The organism is Prolixibacter sp. DSM 2831 (genome assembly GCF_056493735.1).
The window spans coordinates 1,115,669-1,133,218 of the sequence record NZ_CM151379.1 but is presented as its reverse complement, the minus strand read 5'-3'; the positions used below and the strand labels follow the sequence as shown (position 1 = coordinate 1,133,218).

The window sequence follows — 17,550 nt, the reverse complement described above, 5'->3', positions numbered from 1 at the left end:
AAAAATTGATAAAATGAAGTTATTACGCACTGGCATATTGATGTCCCTGGTTCTTGCTATGAGCATGACTGCCAAAGGACAATCCTATCAGAAAACAGATACCGGGATCCAAACGGTGGTTGACTCTGTAGGGATTGAAATCCAGTTTTATTCTCCTTCAACGGTACGGATATTAAAATGGCCGGCAGGAACAACCTTTACAAAAAAAAGCCTTTCGGTTATTGAAAAGCCACAAAAAACAGATTTTCGGGTCAGGCAGTCAGGTGGCAACCTCTTACTTAAAAGTAAGAAGCTCCAGATCAGTCTGAATTTATCCAGCGGACAGGTTGAATTTTCTACTTCATCAGGGAAACCGCTGCTAAAGGAAGAAAAGTCGGGCGTTAAATTCACCAACTACAACGATGCCGGGGAAAAAACATACAATGTATACCAGGCATTTGTTCTGGATAAGAACGAAGACATTTATGGGCTGGGGCAGCAGCAGCAAGGAAGACTGGTTCAGCGAAACCTGAAACTACACATGATACAGGGAAATACTGACGATTATGTCCCCTTTTTCGTGTCGGACAAAGGCTATGGAATGTTTTGGGATAACTACTCTCCAACCACCTTTTCTGACAACCAGGAAAGGACATTCTTCAAATCAGACGTAGGTAATTGTGTTGACTACTATTTTATGTACGGCAATAGTCCCGACGGAGCAATCGCACGTATGCGTGACCTGACCGGGCAAGCTCCTATGTTCCCTTTGTGGACATTTGGCTATTGGCAAAGTAAGGAACGGTACAAAAGCCAGGACGAACTGATTGGAGTAGTCAGGAAATACCGTGAGTTAGGCGTCCCGTTGGATGGAATTATACAGGACTGGCAGTATTGGGGCAACAATTACCTGTGGAATGCCATGGAGTTCCTGAATACGGAGTACTACAATCCACAAAAAATGGTGGATGATGTGCACAGTATGAACGCACACATGATTATCTCCATTTGGTCGTCGTTTGGCCCAATGACCAAACCTTACCGGGATTTAAACAAAATAGGTGCACTTTTAAGCTTTAAAACCTGGCCTGAATCGGGCGTTCAAAAGTGGCCGCCCAATATGGACTATCCGTCAGGCGTCAGAGTTTATGATGCATATAATCCCAAAGCACGCGACATTTACTGGAAGTATTCGAACAAAGGTATTTTCTCTCTGGGAATCGACGGATGGTGGATGGATTCCACCGAACCGGATCACCTGGAATTCAAACCTTCCGACCTGGATGAAAAAACCTATTTGGGCCCGTTCCGTAAAGTTCGGAATGCCTATCCATTGATGACAGTCGGCGGGGTTTATAAGCACCAGCGCGCTGTCACTTCTGCCAAACGCGTGTTCATCCTTACCCGGTCGGCATTTGCCGGTCAGCAGCGTTATGCTGCCAATACCTGGTCAGGCGATGTTAGCTCGTCATGGCAATCATTGCGCAATCAAATTCCTGCCGGGCTGAACTTCTCCTTAAGTGGTATTCCTTACTGGAATTGCGATATCGGCGGTTTCTTTGCCGGTGCCTATAACCGAAGCTGGAATGGCAGTAAGGGAGCAAAAAATCCATTATTCCAGGAGCTCTACGTTCGATGGCTGCAGTTTGGAGCATTCACACCAATGATGCGTTCGCACGGAACCGATATTCCCAGGGAAATTTATCAATTTGGGAAAAAGGGAGAGCCTGTTTACGATGCAATAGCAAAAGCCATAAATCTGCGTTATTCCCTTCTGCCTTATATATACGCTGATGCGTGGCAGGTCACACACAACCAGTCGACTATGATGCGGGCCCTGATGATGGATTTTAACGATCCAAAAGTCAGGAATATGAATAATGAGTACATGTTTGGGAAATCAATATTGGTAGCCCCGATTGTCCATGCCCAATACACACCCGAAACGATAGTCAAAACGGATCCAAACTCCAGGTGGAACAAGAATAATAATACGGAAAATAAGCCCAAAGCGACTGCCATTGATTTTACTCAGTCAAAATCGAAAAAGGTTTATTTACCTGCCGGAACTGTATGGTATGACTTCTGGACAAATGAGAAGCACAAAGGCGGTCAGGAAATTAATCAGAAAACAGAGATTGACGAGATTCCTTTGTACATCAAAGCCGGAAGCATCATCCCATTCGGGCCCAAAATACAGTATGCTACCCAGAAAAAATGGGACGATCTGGAAATACGTGTTTATCCCGGCGCTAATGGTCAATTCACCTTATATGAAGATGAAAACGACAATTATGATTATGAAAAAGGAATTTATTCGACCATTACCTTCAACTGGAATAATGCACGAAAAATTTTAACCATCAACAGCCGGAAAGGGACTTTCCCGGGAATGCTCGGGCAACGAAAATTTCGAATCATTCTGGTTTCGCCCAACAACGGTGCCGGCAAAACCGTGACCTATACCGGAAAGAAATTATCGGTAAAACTTTAGTCTGCCCGATCTGGGAACGTAACGGTTACCGATATCGGGGGATTAGGTAGCGTTCGAAGAACGAAATAAATCATCCCACGACAGGAAAAATCAGAATAAATGCTCATCCGTTGTTCAGGAGCCGCACTCCCGGAACAACGGATGAGTTAAACGTGCATTGGAAACAGGTTCCGGTTATTCTTTTCGTCACATTTTATCTCGTAGTGATCAGGAATATCCATACTGCCATAGCCTTAAGCACACCATATATCCCAATTTTAAAACAGCGTATCTAAAATTAAAAACGCAACAGAGACTCAATTATTAACTTTAAGTCCAAATGAACCTAATTAAAGCAATCGTGAAAAAATACTTGATTTTAGTTGTTTGCCTCTGGGCATCAACGACCGTCCGGGCACAACAGTATCCCTTTCAAAATCCTCAATTAACTTCCAAAGAAAGAGCTGAAGATTTAATTTCAAGATTAACCCTCGACGAGAAGGTGACGCTGATGTGTGACCAGTCAGATCCGGTACCCCGATTAGGGATCAAACGGTTCAACTGGTGGAGCGAAGCGTTACACGGATATGCCAACAATGATAATGTTACGGTTTTTCCTGAACCAATCGGTATGGCTGCTTCCTTCGACGATGCGTTGCTGTATAAAATTTACAACGCCGTTTCAGACGAAGCCCGTGCCAAATACAACCAATGGATCAAGGCGGGAAATGAAAATAAGCGCTTTCTCAGCCTTTCGGTGTGGACGCCAAATGTAAATATCTTCCGTGACCCTCGTTGGGGACGTGGTCAGGAAACGTATGGCGAAGACCCCTACCTGACTTCGCGGATGGGCATACAGGTGGTCAGAGGATTACAGGGTCCGGAGAATGCTAAATACCGTAAATTACTGGCTTGTGCCAAACACTTTGCTGTTCATTCAGGTCCGGAATGGAGCCGCCACGAACTCAACCTGAATAGTGTTAGTCCGCGGGAGCTATACGAAACCTATCTGCCGGCATTTAAAGCACTGGTACAAAAAGCAGACGTGCGGCAGGTAATGTGCGCTTATCAGCGTCTGGATGACGAACCGTGCTGTGGAAGCACCCGCTTGTTACAACGGATTCTTCGTGATGACTGGGGATATAAATATTTGGTTGTATCAGACTGTGGTGCCATCACCGATTTTTTTACGTCACACAAAGTTTCTTCCGACGCAGTTCACGCGGCATCAAAGGCCGTATTAGCCGGGACCGATGTGGAATGTGTCTGGCAAAATTATCCTTTTAAGAAATTGACAGATGCAGTTGAGAGAGGTTTGATCAGGGAAGAAGACATCAACAAAAGTTTGATGCGTGTGCTGGAAGGACGGTTCGACCTGGGAGAAATGGATCCCGATTCAATCGTTCCCTGGGCACAAATCCCGCCATCGGTTTTGAATGAAAAAGAACATCAGGAGCTTGCCCTTGAGATGGCACGTGAAACCATGACGCTGCTTCAAAATAAAAATCATGTCCTACCACTGTCAAAATCGGGAAAGAAAATAGCCGTGATTGGACCCAATGCCGACGACAAACCAATGTTGTGGGGCAATTACAACGGTACACCCGTACGCACCATCTCAATTCTGGACGGGATAAAAACAAAACTTCCGGCTGGAAAGATTCTATATGATAAGGGGTGTGACCTGGTCGAAGATAAAGTAACCCAAAGTTATTTCGCTCAATGTTCGTTTGACGGCAAACCCGGATTTAAAGCAACCTATTGGAATAATCCCGACCGCAAAGGAGATGCTGTCATCACGCAGCAGATTGTCAATCCGATAAAGATGACAACTGCCGGGCAACACGAATTTGCATCGGGTGTGAAACTGGAAGGTTTTTCGGCTATCTATCAAACCGAATTTGTACCCAAAACTACCGAGGAAATCGTGTTTAAAGGAGGCGCAACCGGGCATTTTGAATTATTGGTTAATGGAAAATCCCTGAAAAAATATGATAACTGGAGAACACTTTCATCAAGAGTCCCTTTTAAGGTTGAAGCTGGTAAAAAATATTCTATTGAAATTCGCTACGCACAGCTGAATAACTGGCAGGCAAACATCGAATTCAATTTTGGAAAAGAAGTGGACGTGGATTATACCGACCTGATTAAGAAACTGAAAGGCATTGATGAGGTGGTCTTTGTTGGTGGTCTTTCCGGTAAGTTGGAAGGCGAAGAAATGCCGGTTTCGTATCCCGGATTCAAAGGAGGTGACCGCACCAATATAGATCTTCCGGCCGTACAGCGCAATTGTTTAAAAGCGTTGAAAGAAGCAGGTAAGCAGGTGATTTTTGTGAATTGCTCGGGTTCTGCTATCGCTTTAACTCCTGAAACTGAAAGTTGCGATGCTATTTTGCAGGCATGGTATGGCGGTGAATCGGGCGGACAAGCAGTTGCAGACGTGCTTTTTGGCGATTACAATCCATCGGGGAAACTACCGATCACATTCTATAAAAGTTCCGATCAGCTCAAAGATTTTGAAGACTATTCGATGCAGGGCCGCACGTATCGTTACATGAACGATGCCCTGTTCCCATTCGGTTATGGATTGAGCTACACAACATTTGATATTGGTACAGCCAAACTTGATAAGACAAAGATTAATCGGGACGAATCTATTCGAATGACGATCCCGGTGACCAACACAGGTGAAAGAGACGGTACTGAAATCGTGCAGGTGTATGTACATAAGGTCAATGACATTGATGGCCCCATAAAAACACTGAAGGGGTTTAAACGAGTCCGTGTTACTACTGGCAAAACAGAGCAGGCAACCATTATGCTTCCACCTTCATCGTTCGAATTCTATGATTGGAATACACGTCGAATGAAGGTAACCTCTGGTGAATATGAAGTATTTTACGGAACCAGTTCGGATTCAAACGATTTAAAAAAGACCAACATTACCGTCCTATAATCGTGAAATATCAGTTTAACGAATCATAACCATAACGACAAAACAATGAAAACTCATCTGACAATTCTTGCATTCCTACTTACATTATCTGGCTCACTGTGCGTAGCACAAACCGACCAGTCAGCGATCAAAGAAGATTTCAAGCCCTCAAGTCTCAATCAACCGGGGAAAAAATATCCGATGGTTAATTCACAAGGCTATGCCCGGTTTCGCATTGAGGCTCCGCAAGCTCAAAGTGTTGTAGTAAGTCTGGGCCTTGGCGGAACCAAAGGCGGAACTCCCCTTGCAAAAGCTGAAGATGGTTCCTGGATGGGGACCACTGCCGGACCAATGGACGAAGGTTTTCACTATTACCATGTAACAATTGATGGCGGTGTTTTCAACGACCCCGGAGCATGTAATTTTTATGGTTCAACCCGTTGGGAAAGTGGCATCGAGATACCAGCTCATGATCAGGATTTTTACGCACTGAAAGATGTGCCTCACGGGAATGTTCAGCAAATTCTTTTTCCTTCAAAAAGTACCAATTCGGTTCGGAGAGCATTTGTCTACACTCCTCCCAGTTACGATAAAAATGTGAATCAACGGTATCCGGTTTTGTACCTGCAACACGGCTGGGGCGAGGACGAAACAGCATGGTTCAATCAGGGGCACGCTAATTTGATTATGGACAACCTGATTGCTGAAGGTAAAATCAAGCCTTTCATCATTGTAACGACTTATGGAATGACCAACGAAATCAAGTTCGGGGGACTCCGAAACTTTGATATCAAACCATTCCAGACAGTTTTGACTGAGGAGTTGATCCCTTACGTTGATACGCATTTCAGGACAAAAGCCGACCAGGCTCATCGGGCAATGGCCGGACTCTCGATGGGTGGCATGGAAACACACATGATCACGCTGAACAAGCCTGAAGTGTTTTCCTATTATGCCCTGCTGAGTGGCGGTTTATACAAGCCGGAGGAAATCAAAGACAAATCAAAGGTTAAACTCATCTTTATAAGTTGTGGTAGCAAAGAGCGTCCGGACGGTGTAAAGAATGCGGTTACTGCACTTAAAGAGGCTGGATTCAATGCTGTTTCTTACGTGTTGGAAGGTACGGCACACGAATTTCTGACATGGCGGCGCAGCCTACATGAATTGGCGCCACTGCTTTTCACGAAATAAGAGATAACCTGAAGTCGCGATGAAACGAAAATCAATATTTTTTGCACTGGCAGCTACCTTTTTAAGTGTAATTTGCTTTGCACAAACCAATCAAACGGTTGTCGAAAATTTCAAACCGTCAACAGTCAATCAACCGGGGAAGCAATATCCGATGGTTAATTCCGAGGGACGGGTACGGGTTCAACTGTCGGCACCCGAGGCACACAAAGTTCAGCTTGATATTGGCGGTGTGAAGTACGATCTGGTAAAGAACGACAAAGGTGTCTGGACCGGCGAGTCGGCTCCTCAGGATCCCGGATTTCATTATTACCAACTTACCGTCGACGGCGCTTCGGTTCCTGATCCGGGCACCCTATACTTTTATGGAGCCGGCCGTTGGGGAAGCGGAATCGAAATTCCAGCGGAGGATCAGGACTTCTATGCCTTAAAAGATGTTCCTCACGGTTTGGTGAGCGAAAATCTTTATTTCTCGAAAATCACCGGAACATGGAGACGTTGCTTTGTGTACACTCCGGCAGGCTATCAGAAAGATACAGAAACCCGTTATCCGGTGCTCTACCTTCAACATGGAAGCTTTGAAGATGAGACAGGCTGGTCGGCGCAGGGAAGGGCAAACCTGATTTTGGATAACCTGATTGCAGCCAAAAAAGCGGTGCCCATGATCATCGTCATGGACAATGGCTATGCTTATAAACCTCAGGATAACTCTGAAACAAATGCTGGCACTCACCCACCTTCCGTTTTTGAAGAAGTAATGATCAACGAAATCATTCCGATGATTGATTCCCGGTACCGAACGATTGCTGACCGCGAGCACCGCGCTATTGCCGGTTTATCGATGGGAGCCAATCAAACGATGCGGATTATCATGAACAACCTGGATAAGTTTGCTTACTACGGTGGTTTTAGCGGGACTTCCAATTACCCAAGCTCCGATGAAATTGATCCGGCTACTTTTCTGAACGAAAAATTCAACGATGGGAATGCGATTAACAGGCAAATAAAAGTGTTTTGGCTGGGCTTGGGGACCAAAGAACCCAAACCCTTTCCTGCCTCAGTCGGCGCATTTCGAAATATGCTTGAAAAGCAAGGCATAAAATACCATTTCTACCAATCGCAGGGTACTTCACACGAATGGCTTACCTGGCGCAGAGATCTCAATAATTTTGCACCATTATTATTCAAATAAAGACCAAGATACCAATGAAACGAATAACTTTTTTTCTTGTATCAGTCATGATTCTTACGTGGGGATGCAACACCTCTCTTCCCCCTGGGCAAGTTAGAGTGGAACAGGGAGTTTTGCAGGGAACAGTCACCGATAGTCTGACGATTTTCAAGGGGATTCCCTTTGCAGCACCTCCTGTGGGCGACTTGCGCTGGAAAGCACCTCAACCCGCTGCAAAATGGAAAGGTGTGAGAGAGGCAACTAAATTTGCCCCGGCCCCAATGCAGGGAGGAAATCCACCTTCGGGTAAAAGCGAAGATTGTCTGTATTTGAACGTATGGACTCCGGCCAAATCAGCCAACGACAAGATTCCGGTACTCGTTTGGATTTATGGTGGAGGCTTTAGCTTTGGCTCCACGTCAGAACCTGGATATGACGGAGCGAAACTGGCAAAAAAAGGTGTCGTGCTGGTAAGCATAGCCTATCGGGTCGGTCAACTTGGATTTTTGGCTCATCCCGAATTGAGTGCTGAAAGTCCAAATCACGTTTCAGGAAATTATGGTTTACTCGACCAGATAGCCGGATTAAAATGGATTAAGAAAAATATTGCCGCATTCGGTGGCGACCCAAACAGGGTGACCATTTTCGGTGAGTCTGCAGGCGGAATTTCCGTGAGCATGCTGTGTGCCTCACCGTTAGCCAAAGGATTGTTCGAAGGAGCAATTTCGGAAAGCGGCGGATCATTTGGCCCAACACGACCGACAACGTATCCCGGCGAAAACATGAAAACGCTCAAACAAGCGGAAGCAGATGGCGAAGCTTACATGCATAAACTTGGTGCTTCGTCCATTGCCGAACTTCGTAAGATGGATGCAGAAAAATTTATCCCTTCAGGATGGGCAATGGCCGGAGGCTGGCCAATTGTAGATGGTTATGTCATTCCCGGCGACCAGCACAATCTGTACGAAGAAGGAAAATATAACGATGTTCCGGTTCTAATCGGCTACAACTCCGATGAAGGTGCAAGTTTTTCTCATTACAAGACTCCGGAAGATTACATTGCAGATGTAAAAAAACGTTATGGCAAATTTGCAGATGTATTAATCAAAGCCTATCCGGCCGGAACAAATACAGTACCGAAAACAGCACGCGACCTGATGCGTGATGCCGCATTTGGATGGCAGACCTGGAGTTGGGCTCGGCTTCAATCGAAAACCGGTAAATCAAAAGTTTTCTATTATTACTTCGACCAGCACCCCGACTACCCCAAAGATTCTCCATGGGCGGGGCATGGTTCGCCGCATGGGCAGGAAGTGGCCTATGTATTCAATCATATCGATCCAAATAGCCCGCATACCTCTGCGACAGATGTGAAAATCTCAGATGCCATGGCAACCTATTGGACCAACTTTGCCAAATACGGTGATCCAAACGGTGAAGGACTGCCCCAATGGCCTGCTTTTAGCAATGCCAACCCGGAAGTGATGTATTTCAGTCAGACACCGCATGTGGGGCCTGTGCCCAGTGCAGAATCTTTACAGGTTTTGGATGACTATTTCAAATGGAGAAGAACACCGGAAGGTGAAGCCTGGGCGAAATAGATGGCGGTTGCACTAATTTATACAGCCAGGTCCGGCATTTAGCAATCATGAAAAACCCACTCCTAAGGATAAGAATCGTGGGATATTGAATCATCCGTCAAAGATCGAAATCCCCCTCTTCAATCTTTGACGGATGAAGAAAAGCAATGGTTTCGGGCCCACCCATGATATTGGGCAGGGGACGTACAGCATCTGTGCAACCAATCGGAATCAACCAACCGGACAGAGAAACGCTCCTGTCGGAAAATTCGGGGGAACATGACAATGTCACCAACGAACAAATTTATGGATAAACGATGAAACGAAAACTCCTCTTGCTGATTTGCCTGATACCTTCGATTGCATTCGGAAAGGTATATAAAACATATACGCTGCAGAATGACCGCCTTTCCATACAACTCGATAAGGGAGTGCTGGATATTATTCCGTTATCAGATTATGCTATCAGAATCCGGTTTGAGAAAGACTCGATGAAAGAAAAGCGGGAACTCATCCTTATCAATAAACTTCCCGTTCCAAAGTTCAGGTTTTCGGAAAGTGATTCAAATCTTCGGTTAAGTACCAAAGCGGTAAGCGTAATATTTGACAAGGCAAGCGGAGCAATCAGGTTTACCGATAAAAACGGAAAAGTATTTCTGAGCGAAACTCCGGGGAGTCGGAAACTAAAGTCCAATACCATAATGGGTGAGCCATGTTTTGTTGCTGAACAAAGTTTCGATTTGCCCAAAAACGAATACTTGTTTGGTTTGGGACAATTCCAGGATGGACATCTCAACTTGCGGAATGTCAGTCGAAAGTTGATACAGGTCAATTCACAAATATCCATTCCCTTTCTTTATTCGAGCAGAGGATACGGAATTCTCTGGCATCAGTACGGACTGACGTATTTCAATCCGGCCGATAATAAGGTACCATTGACAAAGAAAAATGAAGCAACAGGAGGTAATCAGGAAGTAGATGTAACAACAACTTCGGGAACACAGAAAATTTCGCGGCAGCAATCGCTCTATTCCGGACAGTTTACTGTTCCGGCAAACGGGAAATATACCCTAATGCTCGACCTTGGGAAAATGGATAGTCGCTATTTTTTAACCGTAGACGATTCCATCTGCATTGATGAGTCGAATCTATGGCTTCCCCCGGCAATCAGCGCAATCATTCCGCTGAAAGCCGGGAAACATCAGGTGAAAGTGATCTGCAAGTCGTCCAATACTCCAACATTATCGTGGAAACCGGTAAACGATGAAACAACATTCCGTTCGCCCAATGCAAAATCGTTGGACTACGTAGTCTTCTACGGGAAAAATGCCGACGAAGTTGTCCGGCGCTACCGCAATTTATCGGGAAATGTTCCCATGCTTCCCCTCTGGGCTTACGGCTTCTGGCAGTGCCGGGAACGTTATTCGTCGAGTAAGCAGCTGGTTGAAACCGTTCAGAAGTTTCGAAAAAAAAAGTTGCCCATGGACGTGATTGTTCAGGATTGGCAGTATTGGGGCAAAAATGGCTGGGGAGTTCCCATCCTGGACAAAACAAATTATCCGAATCCTTCCGGGTTTATCAAAGAACTACACGAACTAAATGCTCATTTCTGCATTTCTATCTGGTCAAATCCCGATAAGAATTCAGAACTGGGAGAAAAGTACGTAGCCCAAAAACTATTCATTCCTGGCACGAAATGGTTGGACTATTTCAATCCCGAAACCAGGGAAGCATACTGGAATACGCTCAAAACAAATTTATTTGACCACGGAGTCGATTCATGGTGGATGGATGCAACGGAGCCCGAAAACGATGCGTTGGCGGGTACGCATACCTGGTTTGGATTGGGTGATTTTTACCGGCTTACCTATCCACTGTTCGTAAGCCAGGCAGTATATGAAGGACAACGCCATACAACATCCGCCAAAAGAGTTTGCATTTTAACCCGTTCGGCTTTTGCCGGTCAGCAACGCTACGGGACCATCAACTGGTCGGGAGATATTGGCGGCACGTGGGATTCTTTTAGAAGACAAATTGTGGCGGGTCTCGACTATTCACTGACAGGAATGCCGTACTGGACGACCGATATTGGAGGATTTTTCCGTACAGGTAATGCTCAATATACCGATAAAAAATACCATGAATTGCTCATCCGCTGGTACCAGTGGGGAGCTTTTAACCCGATTTTCCGTATTCATGGCTACCAGTCAGAAACCGAAGCCTGGAAGTACGGTCAACGAGTTGAGGATGATATGCATAAAATGCTTGAACTACGCTATCGGCTAATGCCTTACATCTACTCCAACGCATGGCAAATTACCCATAATGGTTCAACCATGATGCGGCCTTTGGTGATGGATTTCAATGGAGATACTACCGCTATGCAACAGCAGGTGGAATACATGTTTGGCAGGGCATTCCTCGTAGCTCCCGTGACCCAATCCGGTATGCACGATTGGCCAGTCTATTTGCCCCGGGGAACTTCCTGGTACAATTTCTGGACCGGACGACAATTAGCCGGCGGAAAGACAATCCATGCAGCCGCTCCGTTGGACCAAATTCCGTTGTTCGTCAGAGCCGGTTCCATTGTTCCAATGGGAAAATTCCAGCAGTATACCGGACAAAAATCTGCTGATACAATTGAGGTACGCATCTACAAAGGCGCCGATGGCCGGTTCACTCTATACGAAGACGAAGGAGATAGTTACGACTACGAAAAAGGCAGCTACACATTGATTCCATTCACATGGAACGACCAACGGCAAACGCTTACCATTGGAAAGCGCCGGGGAGATTATCCGGGATGCCTGATGGAACGCTACTTCAACCTCGTATTGGTGAGTACATCGAAAGGCATCGGTACAGGTATTGAGAAAACTCCGAAAAGGGTGAAATATACCGGAAAAAGAATTGAAATAAAGATGAACTAAATCAAAATATTGTTCGAGATGAAAAGACAGATAAAAACGTACATCCTGATTTTAATTGCGATGATGGCAGTTGAAAGCGGGCGAGCACAGAATCCTATCATCACCAAATTGTTTACAGCCGATCCGGCTCCGATGGTTTACCATGATACGGTTTTCCTGTATACCGGACACGATACCGCATCTGTAACGGCAACCAATTATCACATGCCCGACTGGCATGTTTTCTCGTCTACAGATATGGTTCACTGGAAAGATTATGGCGCCTGCTTATCGCCGAAAAACTTTTCCTGGGCTACAGGAGATGCCTACGCTGCACAATGTATCTATCGCAATGGCAAATTCTATTGGTATGTGGCGACTTTTCACAAAAAGGACAAAAACAGTAACGGAGGGGCAGCTATTGGCGTAGCTGTTTCCGACAGGCCGACCGGCCCGTTTAAGGATGCGATTGGGAAAGCGCTCATTACGAACGAAATGACAACCGACATGAAATATGGCTGGGATGATATCGACCCAACGGTATTTATCGACGACGATGGGCAGGCTTATCTATTCTGGGGAAATGGGAGTTGCAAGTGGATTAAACTCAAAGATAATATGATTGAAGCTGACGGTCCCATCCATACGTTTAAGCCCAAACACTACATCGAAGGCCCCTGGGTTTATAAGCGAAAAGGCTTGTACTATTTGGTTTATGCCGGTGCCGGAACCAAACCGGAGATGATTGAGTACTGCACGGCGAAAAGTCCGGAAGGGCCGTGGACCTACCGGGGAATCATCGAAGGAAATGTCGAAAACAGCTTCACAACCCATCCCGGCATCATCGACTATCACGGCAAGACCTACTTCTTTTATCACAACGGGGCACTTCCGACGGGAGGAAGTTACCGACGTTCGATATGTGTCGACTATATGTATTACAATCCGGACGGAACGATAAAGAAAGTGATACAGACAAAGAAAGGGGTAAAACCTGTAAAATAAATTCGTCATCAATCCATTACCAAAACTGGTTTTTAAGTAAGTCAAAATACGTTACCATGAAAAAATTAAGTTTCATTTTCATAATCATCCTGCTTACTGGTTTTTCGCTAAAAACATTGGCTCAGGAAAAATCAGCGCATAACCCCATCCTATATGCCGATGTTCCGGACGAGTCAATGATTCGGGTGGGTGATACCTATTACATGAGTAGCACGACGATGCACATGAGTCCGGGAGTGCCGATCATGAAATCGAAAGACCTTGTCAACTGGCAAATGGTGAGTTATGCTTACGATACGCTGGCCAATGTGGATGCACTGAACCTGGTGAATGGAAAAAGTTCATACGGAAGGGGTTCCTGGGCCAGCAGCCTGCGTTACCACAACGGAACGTACTACGTTTCCACCTTCTCTCAAACCACCGGGAAGACCTACATCTATTCAACAAAGGACATAGAAAAAGGTCCGTGGAAGGAATCTTCCTTCCGACCCAGCTTCCACGATAACTCGTTGTTTTTTGATGATGATGGCCGCATTTACATGATTTACGGTGCCGGAAAACTTCACCTGGTTGAATTGAAAAAGGACCTTTCAGGTGTGAAAGAAGGCTCGGATCGGGTGCTCATCGAGAATGCAAGCGCACCTGCCGGTTCGAACATCATGCTTGGTGCCGAGGGTTCCCAGCTGTTCAAAGTGAATGGTAAATACTACTTGTTTAATATTACCTGGCCGCGCGGTGGAATGCGTACGGTCGTTATTCACCGGGCCGAGAAAATTACGGGGCCTTATGAGGGGAAACTGGGATTGCAGGACAAAGGAGTAGCTCAGGGTGGCCTGATTGATACACCGGATGGAAGATGGTTTGCCTATCTGTTCCAGGATCATGGCTCCGTTGGACGTATTCCGTATCTGGTTCCCGTAAAATGGGAAAATGGCTGGCCGGTGTTGGGCGTCGACGGTAAAGTGCCCGATGTCCTGCCGGGATTGCCGCCCAATAAAAGCTTAATTCCGGGAATTGTTAACTCCGATGATTTTAGCCGGAGCAAAGGTGAAGCTGCGTTGCCCTTGGTTTGGCAATGGAACCATAACCCCGACAATAAATTATGGTCGGTAACCCAACGAAAAGGTTACCTGCGCCTGACTACCGGCCGTGTTGATACCAGTTTCCTAATGGCCCGAAATACCCTGACTCAACGCACGATCGGACCGGTATGCTCCGGGGCTACATCTATTGATGTGTCGAACATGAAAGAAGGCGATTTTGCCGGGCTTGCTCTTTTGCAGAAAAAATACGGACTGGTAGGAGTGAAATGCAAGAAAGGCGGAAAATCGATAGTGATGGTAAGTGCCGAATCAGGAGAGCCGATCGAAATGGCATCCATCCCGTTGAACCGGAAAGTGGTCTACCTGAAAGCGGAGTGCGATTTCAGAAACCGTACCGACAAAGCGCATTTTTTCTATAGCCTCGATGGCAAATCGTGGAAATCAATCGGAGCACAACTTCAAATGCAATACACCATTCCGCAGTTCATGGGGTACCGGTTCGGCCTGTTCAACTATGCCACCCGGAATTCCGGCGGGTATGTCGATTTTGATTATTTCCACATCAGGGAACAGATTTCCGCCAAAAATTAATCCAGTATAAACCAATTGATAAATCTAAACGATGAAAATCATGCCCGGAACGAACGAAACCCGAACAGAGCGATCGCACGCTCAAAGCATGAAAAGAGACATTCTCAAAAAAGCAGCAATCGCGGTCTTTTCGCTGGCCTGTTTCCTGTGGGTGTCCAATGAACTTTTTGCCCAGGAATTAAAGCTGAATAAACAGGGATATTTTGAAGAAACAGGCGTCAATGTACTGGTGTTCAGCAGCCAGTACAACGGGATGTTTTTTGACGAAAAGACGGCTGGGATTGAGCTGATCCATCACGGGGTAAGAACGGCAACAGGAGGCGCGGTACGGTTACAGAATACACCTGAACAGTGGGATTTAGTCCCCCGAATGATCGATCGAAAGGTTGACGCTAAAGACAACAGCATCGAAGTGACCATGCGCTATGACCAATTCGATTTCGACTCGAGAGTCAAAGTTACGGGCAAAGGAAAAGGTGTAATGATCAGTGTCTTCCTTGATAAACCACTCCCTGAGAAGTTGATAGGCAATGCGGGCTTCCATATGGAGTTTCTCCCGGCGTCCTATTTTGGCAAGAGTTATATGATGGATGGAAAACCGGGGGATTTCCCGTTGTACCCTTCGGGTTCAACGAAAACCGAGCCCATCAGTAAAAAAATCCCGCAGTTTGCCGGCCATTCAACATTTGATGATCGGGGCAGGAATGAATTTATTGTTCCCGCCCCGTTGGCGACCGGAAAGACCATCGTGCTCGCCCCCGAAGATCCCGAACGCATGGTTAAAATTCAGGCACAGGATGCTGACCTGATGTTGTTTGACGGACGAAACCTGGCCCAAAACGGATGGTTTACTGTTGAAAGCAAGCTTCCCGCCCACAAAACCGGTAAAGTTCTGACATGGTATATGGAACCTCATTCCGTTGCGAACTGGAAAAGAAAGCCGGTAATCGCATTCTCGCAAGTCGGTTACCAACCGAACCAGGAGAAGGTTGCCGTGATTGAACTGGACAAACACGATATGCCATTGAAAACAGCCTCCCTTTACCAGGTCACTCCGGACGGGCAATACGTTGAAAAACTGAAAGCCGACGTAACCGATTGGGGGCGCTACACGCGCTATAACTACCTGAAGTTCGATTTCAGTTCGGTGAAGGATCCGGGGGTTTATTTCATCCGGTACGGCAATCAGAAAACAAATACATTTTCCATCGCCTCCAATGTCTATCACGATATTTGGCACCCGACGCTGGATGTTTGGTTTCCGGTACAGATGGATCACATGGAAGTGAACGAAGCCTACCGGGTGTGGCATGGCGTACCGTATTTAGATGATTGCCTGCAGGCGCCTACGAATCATGTGCACTTTGACGGATACCGGATGGGCGATACGACCGATACAAAATACAAACCGCTCGAGCGTATCCCGGGTATGGCCATTGGAGGTTGGTTCGATGCCGGCGATTTTGACATCCAAACCGGTTCGCATTGTCATGCCGTGTTAAGCCTGGTGGATGCCTGGGAAAGGTTTAAGCCGGAGCGCGACGAAACCTATGTTGACCGCACAACCCGTTACGTTGACATTCACCGCCCTGATGGAAAGGCTGACATCCTGCAGCAGATTGAGCAAGGAACGCTGAATATGGTGGCCCAGGTGAAAAACATTGGTCACCCGGTACGGGGAATCGTTGTGCCCCACCTCCACCAGTACCATCATTTGGGAGATGCCTCCACCGAAACCGATAACCTTCCCTACAATCCGGAGCTGAAACCGTATCAGTCAGACGGAAAATCAAGCGGGACACTGGACGACCGTTGGGCATTCACCACCCGGAACCCATTCCTCGATTATTACACGGCAGCAGCCCTGGCAGCAGCCAACCGGGCTTTGAAAGGGTACAACGACACCCTGGCTGATCAATGTCTGTTTTATGCCAAACAGTTGTGGAACGAGGATGAAAACCGCTTACAAAAGGACACTTCCCGGCTTGCCCGGTTCGCAGGGAGCATGAAGCTATCCGCAGCGCTCCAGCTGTACATTACAACGAAGGAGCCGGGTTATGCGAAAGAATTCAAAGATGCGATCTGGCCGGTACTCGACCGGTCAGTTTCAATGGGATTGACAGCAGCCCTGCAGGCCTATCCATACATGGACAAAACGTACCAGGAGAAGCTGCGGGATTATGTGATTCGGTACAAGAAGGAGTGCGATAGCCTGAGCGTGGAGAATCCGTATGGTGTGCCACTGGCCAAAGGCGGATGGGGCGGAAATGGCCGCATCATCAACTGGGCAACAACAAACTACTATGCCCATCAACTTTTCCCTGATATCATCAGTCCCGAGTATGTTTACAAAGGGTTGAACTATATTTTCGGTTGTCACCCCTATTCCAACATCTCCTTTGTTTCGTCTGTGGGCACAGTTTCAAAAAAGATCACCTACGGGAATAACCGTGCTGACTTCAGCTTCATTGCCGGTGGAGTCGTTCCGGGGATCTTGTTCCTGAAACCTGACTTTCCGGAAAACAAAGAAGACTGGCCTTTCTTCTGGGGTGAAAATGAAGTAACAGTAGGTATTTGTGCCGACTACATTTTGCTTTCAACGGCACTGAATGATATGATCAGCCGGCAGGAATAACAATGGCTTAAATGGCAAGGAGATCAAGCATTCAATCAAAA

The 17,550-nt window shown here is 46.4% G+C and carries 9 protein-coding genes; all 9 read left to right on the top strand.

The genetic code is table 11. The features are described 5' to 3' along the window. Window positions 1-13 precede the first annotated feature (13 nt). The 9 genes from AC060N_RS04465 (at window position 14) to AC060N_RS04425 (ending at window position 17,509) form a co-directional block, all read left to right on the top strand. Window positions 14-2,473, top strand: a complete 2,460-nt coding sequence (locus tag AC060N_RS04465) for a glycoside hydrolase family 31 protein (RefSeq protein ID WP_479526041.1) — start codon at window positions 14-16, stop codon at window positions 2,471-2,473. 340 nt (window positions 2,474-2,813) lie between these two features. Continuing rightward, complete coding sequence (gene xyl3A, locus AC060N_RS04460; RefSeq protein WP_479526040.1) at window positions 2,814-5,408, top strand: xylan 1,4-beta-xylosidase; 2,595 nt, start codon at window positions 2,814-2,816, stop codon at window positions 5,406-5,408. Window positions 5,409-5,453: 45 nt separating this feature from the next. Then, window positions 5,454-6,578 carry an alpha/beta hydrolase-fold protein gene (locus tag AC060N_RS04455; protein ID WP_479526039.1) on the top strand — a complete coding sequence of 375 codons (1,125 nt, stop codon included), beginning with the start codon at window positions 5,454-5,456 and terminating at the stop codon, window positions 6,576-6,578. 19 nt (window positions 6,579-6,597) lie between these two features. Further along, window positions 6,598-7,767 carry an alpha/beta hydrolase-fold protein gene (locus AC060N_RS04450; RefSeq protein WP_479526038.1) on the top strand — a complete coding sequence of 390 codons (1,170 nt, stop codon included), beginning with the start codon at window positions 6,598-6,600 and terminating at the stop codon, window positions 7,765-7,767. A 14-nt stretch (window positions 7,768-7,781) separates the two neighbouring features. Continuing rightward, the gene (locus AC060N_RS04445) at window positions 7,782-9,347 is read left to right on the top strand and encodes a carboxylesterase/lipase family protein (RefSeq protein WP_479526037.1); all 1,566 of its coding nucleotides are present in this window, start codon (window positions 7,782-7,784) and stop codon (window positions 9,345-9,347) included. A gap of 296 nt (window positions 9,348-9,643) precedes the next feature. Then, window positions 9,644-12,256 carry a glycoside hydrolase family 31 protein gene (locus AC060N_RS04440; RefSeq protein WP_479526036.1) on the top strand — a complete coding sequence of 871 codons (2,613 nt, stop codon included), beginning with the start codon at window positions 9,644-9,646 and terminating at the stop codon, window positions 12,254-12,256. 18 nt (window positions 12,257-12,274) lie between these two features. Beyond that, entirely contained in the window at window positions 12,275-13,240 is a 966-nt protein-coding gene (locus AC060N_RS04435; RefSeq protein WP_479526035.1) for a glycoside hydrolase family 43 protein, read from the top strand. A gap of 56 nt (window positions 13,241-13,296) precedes the next feature. Beyond that, window positions 13,297-14,874, top strand: a complete 1,578-nt coding sequence (locus AC060N_RS04430) for a glycoside hydrolase family 43 protein (RefSeq protein ID WP_479526034.1) — start codon at window positions 13,297-13,299, stop codon at window positions 14,872-14,874. A 40-nt stretch (window positions 14,875-14,914) separates the two neighbouring features. Next, entirely contained in the window at window positions 14,915-17,509 is a 2,595-nt protein-coding gene (locus tag AC060N_RS04425) for a glycoside hydrolase family 9 protein (protein WP_479526033.1), read from the top strand. The last annotated feature ends 41 nt before the right edge of the window (window positions 17,510-17,550 follow it).

Bases quoted from the DNA above. Each gene is read 5' to 3' on its own strand.
- AC060N_RS04465 (WP_479526041.1), top strand. From the start codon at position 14: ATGAAGTTATTACGCACTGGCATATTGATGTCCCTGGTTCTTGCTATG.
- AC060N_RS04425 (WP_479526033.1), top strand. From the start codon at position 14,915: ATGCCCGGAACGAACGAAACCCGAACAGAGCGATCGCACGCTCAAAGC.
- AC060N_RS04455 (WP_479526039.1), top strand. From the start codon at position 5,454: ATGAAAACTCATCTGACAATTCTTGCATTCCTACTTACATTATCTGGC.
- AC060N_RS04440 (WP_479526036.1), top strand. From the start codon at position 9,644: ATGAAACGAAAACTCCTCTTGCTGATTTGCCTGATACCTTCGATTGCA.
- AC060N_RS04435 (WP_479526035.1), top strand. From the start codon at position 12,275: ATGAAAAGACAGATAAAAACGTACATCCTGATTTTAATTGCGATGATG.
- AC060N_RS04450 (WP_479526038.1), top strand. From the start codon at position 6,598: ATGAAACGAAAATCAATATTTTTTGCACTGGCAGCTACCTTTTTAAGT.
- AC060N_RS04445 (WP_479526037.1), top strand. From the start codon at position 7,782: ATGAAACGAATAACTTTTTTTCTTGTATCAGTCATGATTCTTACGTGG.
- AC060N_RS04430 (WP_479526034.1), top strand. From the start codon at position 13,297: ATGAAAAAATTAAGTTTCATTTTCATAATCATCCTGCTTACTGGTTTT.